This is a genomic window from Streptomyces sp. NPDC005899, from assembly GCF_040629645.1.
Lineage (GTDB): Bacteria > Actinomycetota > Actinomycetes > Streptomycetales > Streptomycetaceae > Streptomyces.
The window spans coordinates 1-8,694 of record NZ_JBEXWB010000275.1 but is presented as its reverse complement, the minus strand read 5'-3'; the positions used below and the strand labels follow the sequence as shown (position 1 = coordinate 8,694).

Below are 8,694 nucleotides of genomic sequence, written 5' to 3'. Positions count from 1 at the left end.
GGCGGGGCGGCGCCACTACGCCCCCGGCGCCGCCGCCCCGGTCGTCACCGTCCTCGCCTGCGTCACCCTCGCCGCCGCCACGGGGAGCCGGCCGGAGGCCGTCGTGTGGGCGCTGCTGGCCCCTGTCGCCGTGCTCCTGGCCGTCATCGACCGGAGGGTCCACCGCCTGCCCGACCGGCTCACACTGCCCCTGGCGGTCGCGGCCACCGTGCTCCTGGGGTGCGCCGCCCTGCTGCCGGAGCACGGCGGGTCCTGGGACTCCGCGCTGTTCGGCGGGGTGGCGCTGGGCGGCTTCTACTTCGTGCTGTTCCTGATCAATCCGAACGGCATGGGCTTCGGCGACGTGAAGCTCGCCCTCGCCCTGGGCGTGGCACTCGGCTGGTACGGCTGGCCGGTGCTGTGCGCGGGCGGGTTCGCGGGCTTCCTGTTCGGCGCGCTGTACGGGGTGGGCCTCGTGCTGCTGCGGCGGGCGGGGCGCAGGACGGGCATCCCGTTCGGCCCGTTCATGATCGCCGGGGCGTACGTCGGCCTGCTGTCCGGTGGACTCGCCACATGAGGCCCACCGGGCGGCCGGATGTGCGGTCGGGTCCGCGGGCGGGCGGGTGCGTCCCCGGGGCACGCCCCGGATATACGGTCGCGCGTACCGGGGCGGGCTGCCACGATTCCGGCATGACCGAACCGTCACCCGCGACGCCCGATCCGGCCGCCTCGGACGCCCGCTTCGCGACCCTCGTCGCCGAGGCCGGCGCCGTGTCCGTCGACGGCTGGGACTTCTCCTGGCTCGACGGGCGGGCCACGGAGCAGCGGCCGTCCTGGGGGTACGCCCGCGCCATGGCGGACCGGCTGGCACGCGCCGGGGCGGCGCTCGACATCCAGACGGGCGGTGGCGAGGTCCTCGCCTCGGCCGCCGTGCTCCCACCGCTGACGGTGGCCACCGAGTCCTGGCCCCCGAACGTCGCCCGTGCCACGGCCCTGCTGCACCCGCGCGGCGCGGCGGTCGTCGCCGACGCCGACGAGCCACCGCTGCCCTTCGCCGACGAGGCCTTCGACCTGGTGGTCAGCCGGCATCCGGTCACCACCTGGTGGGAGGAGATCGCGCGCGTGCTGAGGCCGGGGGGCACGTACTTCTCCCAGCAGGTCGGCCCGGCCAGTGTGTTCGAGCTCGTCGAGTACTTCCTCGGACCGCAGCCACCCGCGACACGCCAGGCACGCGATCCGGAGCGGGCGCGGGCGGACGCCGAGGCGGCCGGTCTCGAGGTGGCCGACCTGCGGGCGGAGAGGCTGCGGGTCGAGTTCCTCGACATCGGGGCCGTCGTCTACTTCCTGCGCAAGGTCGTCTGGATGGTCCCGGGCTTCACCGTGGACGCGTACCTGCCCCGGCTCCGCTCGCTGCACCACCTGATCGAGGCCGAGGGGCCGTTCGTCGCGCACTCCGCCCGCTTCCTGATCGAGGCGCGCAAACCCGAAAAGGCCGCGGGGGCGGGCACCTGAGGGGCTTTCACCCACGGCGGAGGCAACTGCGCCACCTGCCCCACCGTCCTACTCACGGGTAGTGCGACCCTTGTGGTTGAGCGCACAACAAAGGAGCAGGTCATGACGGTGGGAAGGGAAACGTCCGGCGGCGAGCTGAGCCGGGACCCGGAGGAACGGCCGTCCGGACGCCCGCGCCACGGGAACGCCGACTGGCTCACCGGGGCGCGCATCACCGCCGTGCAGGGCCTCTTCTACCGGCCCGAGGGCTGCACGGGAGAGCCCGAAGCCGTGGAGTTCGTCCTCGCGGACGGGCAGTCGGTCCTCCTGACCTGCTCCTCCGACCGGTCGCTGCGCGTCACCTCCGGTGACTGGCCCGCCCTCCCCGACTGGTGCGTGCCGGCGGGCCAGTGGCGGCTGGAGGAGATCAACCGGCTGCCGCCGCCCCCCTACGGAGGGGCGTGGACGGTGATCGGCACGCGGGAGGCCCGCGACCGGTGCGGCGAGGTGTGCGAAGCGGTGATCCGTTGCGAGAACGGCGACTTCGTCGTCAGCGGCGGGGACACGGTGCAGGTCCGCTTCGTCCGCCGCTGAGGCGGCGGGAGCCGCGCCCGAACCGGGACGCCCGCGGGACCGGGGCCGCCCGTACGGACGTCCGCGCGGATATCCGTGGGGCCGGAAAAAGCCCCGTAGCGCGTTCCGGCGAATCCGGAGAGTGATTGTGGAGTGGCGTGGACCCCACCACCACTTACGAAGGGTTATGGTGGAAACCCCCCCTCGGGCCGGTCCGTATCCCCCCCCACGGACCGGCCCGTTTTTTCGTGTCCGGCCCGGCGCCCGTCCAGGACGGCCGTGCGGCGGGTGCGCGAGCACGGTGGCGGCAGCGGGCCGGAGGGCGTCGTCAGCCCCGGGCGGCCCAGATGTTGGTGTCCGCGGTGTCCACGGCGAAGGTGTCGATCTCCTTCAGTTCGTCGGCCGACAGCGCCGGCGCGCGGAGTGCGGCCACGTTCTCCTCCAGCTGCCCCACGCTCGACGCGCCGATCAGGGCCGACGTCATGCGGCTGTCGCGCAGCACCCAGTTGAGGGCCAGCTGGGCAAGCGACTGCCCCCGGGACCGGGCGATGTCGTTCAGCCCGCGCAGCCGGCGCACCATCTCCTCGGACAGCAGCCCCGGGTCGAGGGACTTGCCCTGGCTCGCCCGCGAGCCCTCCGGGATCCCCGCGAGGTACTTGCCGGTGAGCAGGCCCTGGGCGAGCGGCGCGAACGAGATGCAGCCCATGCCGGCCGCCTCCAGGGCGTCGAGCAGCCCGTCGGCCTCCACCCAGCGGTTGACCATCGAGTAGGACGGCTGGTGGATCAGGGCGGGCACCCCCATCTCACGCAGGATGCGGGCCGCCTCGGTGGTCTGCTCGGCGCTGTAGGAGGACACACCCGCGTAGAGGGCCTTGCCCCGGCGGACCGCGGAGGCGAGCGCCCCCATGGTCTCCTCGAGCGGGGTGTGCGGGTCGAAGCGGTGGGAGTAGAAGATGTCGACGTGGTCGAGGCCCGTCCGCCGCAGCGAGGCGTCGAGCGAGGACAGCAGGTACTTGCGGGAGCCCCACTCACCGTACGGGCCCGGATGCATCTCGTAACCGGCCTTGGTGGAGATGACGAGCTCGTCGCGGTACGGGGCGAAGTCCTGCCGGAAGATCTTGCCGAAGTTGAGCTCGGCGGAGCCCGGCGGCGGACCGTAGTTGTTGGCCAGGTCGAAGTGGGTCACCCCCAGGTCGAAGGCGCGGCGCAGGATCGCCCGCTGGGAGCCGAGGGAGCGGTCGTCGCCGAAGTTGTGCCACAGGCCGAGCGAGACGGCGGGGAGCTTGAGGCCGCTGCGGCCGGTGCGCCGGTACTCCATGGAGTCGTAGCGGGACGCGTCGGCGCGGTAGGAGAGGGAATCAGTCACGTTTCACTCCTTATCACGGAGTTGTGACAGACCGGGTTGGGCCCCTGTGGCCCGCCCGCAGTAATGTGGCGGCTTCGGGACCTGCCGGTCCGCGGCTCGCACGCACGCGGTGTGCCGACCGCGCGGCGCTCCCCCGGGGGAAGACCCCCGACCCCCGGCGACGGGGAGGACGGGCCCCGGGCCCGTACGGAACCGAGAGGGTGAACTCAGTGAACTTGCGCGACCTGGTGTACGGGCTCTACGCACGCCGGGTGGAAGGCCGTCTGGACCACGCCCAGGTGCCCAAGCACATCGGAGTCATCCTCGACGGCAACCGGCGGTGGGCGAAGGCCTCCGGCGGTTCCGCCGTGCAGGGGCACCAGGCCGGGGCCGACAAGATCTCCGAGCTGCTCGGCTGGTGCAGCGAGACCGACGTGGAGGTCGTCACCCTCTGGCTGCTCTCCACGGACAACTTCGACCGGCCCGAGGCGGAGCTCACCCCGCTGCTCGGCATCATCGAGAACACCGTGCGCAACCTCGCGGCCGACGGACGGTGGCGGGTCCACCACGTGGGCACGCTCGACCTGCTGCCGTCGCGGACCCAGACCGTGCTCAAGGAGGCCGAGGAGGCCACGGCCGGTATCGACGGGATAATCGTCAACGTCGCCGTGGGCTACGGAGGGCGCCAGGAGATCGCGGACGCGGTCAGGTCCCTGCTGCTGGAGCACTCCTCCAAGGGCACCACCTTCGAGGAGCTCGCCGAGGTGGTCTCCACGGACCTGATCTCCGAGCACCTCTACACCCGGGGGCAGCCCGACCCGGACCTGGTGATCCGCACCAGCGGGGAGCAGCGCCTGTCGGGCTTCATGCTCTGGCAGAGCGCCCATTCGGAGTACTACTTCTGCGAGGTCTTCTGGCCGGCCTTCCGCAAGGTCGACTTCCTGCGCGCCCTGCGCGACTACGCGGCCCGGCACCGCCGCTACGGGGCCTGACCCGGGCCCTCCCCACGGAGGGCGGCGAGCCGCTCCGGGACCCGGTCGGCTACCTGCGCGCCACGGACTGTTCACGGGGACGCGCACACACCTTGTCGCAGGCAGCGGCATGGCTTCGTGTGCGGAAGGGCATATCCCTCTCAGGTCGACGTCCGGTCACCAACCAGGCGGACGTCGCAGCCAAGTGAGCGGCACCCAGCCCGCTCGCCCGGGAGGCCCGTTGCACACGAAGGACCGCACACCGTGCGGCCGACGCGGAGGGCCGGTGTTCGGCCCGCGCACAGGGCCCGAACCCGGTCCGTCCTCTCCCTTCGGGAAGTTCCGCGACGCCCGTCGCACTCCCCGACCTCGTCCGAGGGGGTACGTCCTTCCGTGGTGACCAGCAGCAAGCGCCGCATGCCCGACAGGCGCACCTATGTTCTCGACACCAGCGTCCTGCTGGCCGACCCCAACGCCATGGCCCGGTTCGACGAGCACGAAGTCGTGCTCCCGATCGTCGTGGTCACGGAGCTGGAGGCCAAACGGCACCATCCCGAGCTCGGGTATTTCGCCCGGCAGGCCCTGCGCCTGCTGGACGACTTCCGCGTCCGGTACGGCCGGCTGGACGCCCCGATCCCGCTCGGGGATCTGGGCGGGACGCTCCGCGTCGAGCTCAACCACTCAGACCCCGGCGTCCTTCCCGCCGGCTACCGGTTGGGGGACAACGACTCACGGATCCTCGCGGTCGCGCGCAACCTCCAGGCCGAGGGGTACGACGTCACGGTCGTCTCCAAGGACCTGCCCCTGCGGATCAAGGCATCCTCGGTCGGCCTGCTCGCCGAGGAGTACCGCGCCGAACTCGCCATCACCGACTCCGGCTGGACCGGGATGGCCGAGCTGACCCTCGCCGCGGAACAGGTCGACCTGCTCTTCGGCGAGGAGACGCTGTACGTCCCCGAGGCCGCCGAGTACCCCGTGCACACCGGGCTGGTCCTCCAGTCCGAGCGCGGCAAGGCCCTCGGCAGGGTCACGGCCGAGGGCAACGTCCGTCTCGTACGCGGTGACCGGGAGGCATTCGGGATCCACGGCCGCAGCGCCGAGCAGCGCATCGCCCTCGACCTGCTCCTCGACCCGGACGTCGGCATCGTGTCCATGGGCGGCCGGGCGGGCACCGGCAAGTCGGCCCTCGCGCTCTGCGCGGGACTGGAGGCGGTGCTCGAACGCAGGCAGCACCAGAAGGTGATGGTCTTCCGGCCGCTGTACGCGGTGGGCGGACAGGAGCTCGGATACCTTCCCGGCAGCGAGGCCGAGAAGATGAGCCCCTGGGCACAGGCCGTGTTCGACACCCTGTCGGCGGTCGCCGGGCGCGAGGTCATCGAAGAGGTGCTGGGGCGCGGGATGCTGGAGATCCTGCCGCTCACCCACATCAGGGGCCGCTCCCTCCACGACGCGTTCGTCATCGTGGACGAGGCCCAGTCACTGGAACGCAACGTCCTGCTGACCGTGTTGTCCCGGATCGGGGCGAATTCGCGCGTGGTGCTCACCCACGACGTCGCCCAACGCGACAACCTCCGCGTCGGCCGGTACGACGGGGTCGTGGCGGTGGTCGAGAAGCTGAAGGGGCATCCGCTCTTCGCGCACGTCACGCTGACCCGCTCCGAGCGTTCACCGATCGCGGCATTGGTGACCGAAATGCTGGAGGAAGGCCACAACTGACGGAAAGGTCCGATTGATGCCGCCCGGCGAGCCAAGGAGCTTAGCCGGGCGGCTTCGTGCTGCGCCGTCATTTCCGAAAAACAGGTGCTCCAAACGGGGTGTGACCTTTAACACGCAACACAGAATTGCAACAGGCCGTGTCCGTCCGGCAGAGTCTTGCTTCCGTCAGGCCCCGCATACGGCACTTGGGCACCTCCAGAGGCGCCCGCACCACACAACTCAACAACCGCCGCCCGTATGCCGCCCGCGAGTACCACGCGGCACTCCCGCAAGGGAGTTGCCCACCGGGCCCGTGCCTCCCGTGACCCAAGCAGTAGGGAGGCCAGCGTCAGGGGCACGATTGCGCCCGCGAGGTCACCTAAGCGGGCGATGCTGGAAGGACACCGTGTGAGCCGGATTTCGGTCCGGGGGTTCGCCGTGGCATCCGCCACCGCGGTCACCACCGTAGGCGCCGTCGTAGGCGTTGCGTCGGGCAGCACCCCCGCTGCGGACGACAACAACTTCGAGGCGGCCGCAGCCGACACCACGCTGCTCGCAGACATCCCCGCGGGCCAGCAGGCCCAGGTCCAGACCGCCTCGCTCACGCAGCAGGCGGACGCCCAGGCGTCCGCGGCAGACGCGGAGGCGAAGAGGTCGGCCGAGGAGACGGCCCGCGTTCAGGCCGCCAAGGACGCCAAGTCGAAGAAGAAGGCGGCCGAGAAGAAGCTCGCGGCCGAGCGCGAGGCCGAGAAGCAGGCGGACGCCGAGCGCGCGAGCCGGTCCTCCGTCCGCGACGCGACGTCGTTCTCCGCGCAGGGCTCCTACAGCGTGGCCGACGTCCAGGCGATGGCCCGTCAGATGATCCCCGGCGACCAGTTCCAGTGCTTCAGCAACATCGTGAACCACGAGTCGAGCTGGAACTACCGGGCGACCAACGCCTCCTCCGGCGCCTACGGCCTCGTGCAGGCGCTGCCCGGCTCCAAGATGTCGTCCGCCGGCGCCGACTGGCAGACCAACCCGGCCACCCAGATCAAGTGGGGCCTCAGCTACATGGACGGCCGCTACGGCAGTCCGTGCGGCGCCTGGTCCTTCTGGCAGGCCAACCACTGGTACTAGGCCCTCCGTCCGGACCGCGCCGGGCCGGGCCGGGCCCGGCCCGGACAGAGGACCGGGCGCGCCCCGCCCGACCCACGGCCCCGTGAAGCCCCGCACCGTCCTACGGTGCGGGGCTTCACGTGTACGGTCGATCAGGAGAGCTCCGGAGGCGTGGCGGGAGCGGGCGGGGGAAAGGGATCAGCATGTCAAGACTTCCGGGGTGGCTCGGTCGGCTGGGTGCCGAACTCACCGAGATCGGGGCGCGCCTGGAAGAGCGGCGCGCCGAGGACGACCGTCGCGTGGACGACGACCACACCTCCTCCTCCACGCTCGCCGCCGTCGCCGAACAGGTGCCGGCCCCACCGGCGTACGCCCCCGACGTCGCCGCCCGGCCGGATCCGGTCGCCGCCATCCCCTGGGGGATGCGCGTCGCGGCCGAGGCGGGCTGGCGGCTGCTGGTCCTCGCGGGCACGCTCTGGGTGCTGATGCGGGTCATCAGCGCCGTGCAACTGGTCGTCCTGGCATTCGTCGCCGCTCTCCTGGTCACGGCCATGCTCCAGCCGACCGTCGTACGGCTGAAACGGCTCGGGCTGCCGCGGGGTCTGGCCACGGCGGTCACAGCCGTGCTGGGATTCGTGGTCATCGGGCTCGTCGGCTGGTTCGTCGTGTGGCAGGTGATGGACAACCTGGACACGCTCTCCGACCGGGTCCGCGACGGCATCGACGAGCTGAAGCGCTGGCTGCTGGACAGCCCCTTCCACGTCACCGAGCAGCAGATCAACGACATCGCCAAGAACCTCAGCGACACCATCGGCACGAACACGGAGGAGATCACCTCCGCCGGCCTCCAGGGCGTCACGGTGATGATGGAGTTCCTCACCGGGCTGCTGCTGGCGATGTTCTCGACGCTCTTCCTCCTCTACGACGGGAAGCGCATCTGGCAGTGGGTGCTCAAACTGGTGCCCGCGCAGGCCCGTCCGGGAGTGGCGGGCGCCGGGCCGCGGGCCTGGCGGACGCTGACCGCCTACGTGCGGGGCACGGTGATCGTCGCGATGATCGACGCCATCTTCATCGGGCTGGGCATCTACTTCCTCGACGTGCCGATGGCGGTGCCGCTCGCCGTCTTCATCTTCCTCTTCGCCTTCATCCCCCTGGTCGGCGCCGTGGTCTCCGGGGCGCTGGCGGTGGTCGTGGCGCTCGTCACCCAGGGTGTGTTCACGGCCCTCATGGTGCTGATCGTGGTGCTCGCCGTGCAGCAGATCGAGGGCCACATCCTGCAGCCGTTCATCCTCGGCCGGGCCGTGCGCGTCCACCCGCTGGCCGTCGTCCTCTCCGTCGCGGCGGGCGGGATGATCGCGGGTATCGGCGGCGCGGTCGTCGCGGTGCCGCTGGTCGCCGTGACCAACACGGTGGTCGGCTACCTGCGGTCCTACAGCCTGGACCCCGCCATGCGGCACGGCCCCGGTCCGCACGGCGCCACGGCGGTCTCGGTGGCTCCGACGGCCCCGCCCACGGGCCCGCCGCCCGCCGCCGCGCCGGCCCCGC

At 71.7% G+C, this 8,694-nt stretch carries 8 protein-coding genes; 7 read left to right on the top strand and 1 reads right to left on the bottom strand.

Annotated elements, in window-relative coordinates:
* From ABZ371_RS24695 to ABZ371_RS24685, 3 genes are all read left to right on the top strand, one after another.
* Positions 1 to 556 (top strand): A24 family peptidase (locus ABZ371_RS24695; protein ID WP_358683369.1); only part of this gene is annotated, 556 nt, incomplete at its 5' end.
* A gap of 113 nt (positions 557 to 669) precedes the next feature.
* Positions 670 to 1,491 carry a class I SAM-dependent methyltransferase gene (locus tag ABZ371_RS24690; protein WP_358683367.1) on the top strand — a complete coding sequence of 274 codons (822 nt, stop codon included), beginning with the start codon at positions 670 to 672 and terminating at the stop codon, positions 1,489 to 1,491.
* 102 nt (positions 1,492 to 1,593) lie between these two features.
* The gene (locus ABZ371_RS24685; protein ID WP_358683365.1) at positions 1,594 to 2,064 is read left to right on the top strand and encodes a hypothetical protein; all 471 of its coding nucleotides are present in this window, start codon (positions 1,594 to 1,596) and stop codon (positions 2,062 to 2,064) included.
* A 307-nt stretch (positions 2,065 to 2,371) separates the two neighbouring features.
* Here the strand turns inward: ABZ371_RS24685 and mgrA are convergent, their stop codons facing one another.
* Positions 2,372 to 3,409 (bottom strand): L-glyceraldehyde 3-phosphate reductase, encoded by a 1,038-nt coding sequence (gene mgrA, locus ABZ371_RS24680; protein ID WP_358683363.1) that lies wholly within the window; start codon positions 3,407 to 3,409, stop codon positions 2,372 to 2,374.
* A 209-nt stretch (positions 3,410 to 3,618) separates the two neighbouring features.
* Here mgrA and ABZ371_RS24675 point away from each other — a divergent pair, with 209 nt between their 5' ends.
* The 4 genes from ABZ371_RS24675 to ABZ371_RS24660 all read left to right on the top strand — a co-directional run.
* Positions 3,619 to 4,380 carry an isoprenyl transferase gene (locus ABZ371_RS24675; protein ID WP_358683371.1) on the top strand — a complete coding sequence of 254 codons (762 nt, stop codon included), beginning with the start codon at positions 3,619 to 3,621 and terminating at the stop codon, positions 4,378 to 4,380.
* 372 nt (positions 4,381 to 4,752) lie between these two features.
* Entirely contained in the window at positions 4,753 to 6,075 is a 1,323-nt protein-coding gene (locus tag ABZ371_RS24670; protein ID WP_358683361.1) for a PhoH family protein, read from the top strand.
* A 387-nt stretch (positions 6,076 to 6,462) separates the two neighbouring features.
* Positions 6,463 to 7,170, top strand: a complete 708-nt coding sequence (locus tag ABZ371_RS24665) for a lytic transglycosylase domain-containing protein (protein ID WP_358683359.1) — start codon at positions 6,463 to 6,465, stop codon at positions 7,168 to 7,170.
* A 182-nt stretch (positions 7,171 to 7,352) separates the two neighbouring features.
* On the top strand, positions 7,353 to 8,694 hold a 1,342-nt coding region (locus ABZ371_RS24660), incomplete at its 3' end, for an AI-2E family transporter (protein WP_358683357.1).

What these genes read in the sequence shown, in the direction of transcription:
- ABZ371_RS24690 (WP_358683367.1), top strand. Translation starts at nt 670, where the DNA reads ATGACCGAACCGTCACCCGCGACGCCCGATCCGGCCGCCTCGGACGCC.
- ABZ371_RS24685 (WP_358683365.1), top strand. Translation starts at nt 1,594, where the DNA reads ATGACGGTGGGAAGGGAAACGTCCGGCGGCGAGCTGAGCCGGGACCCG.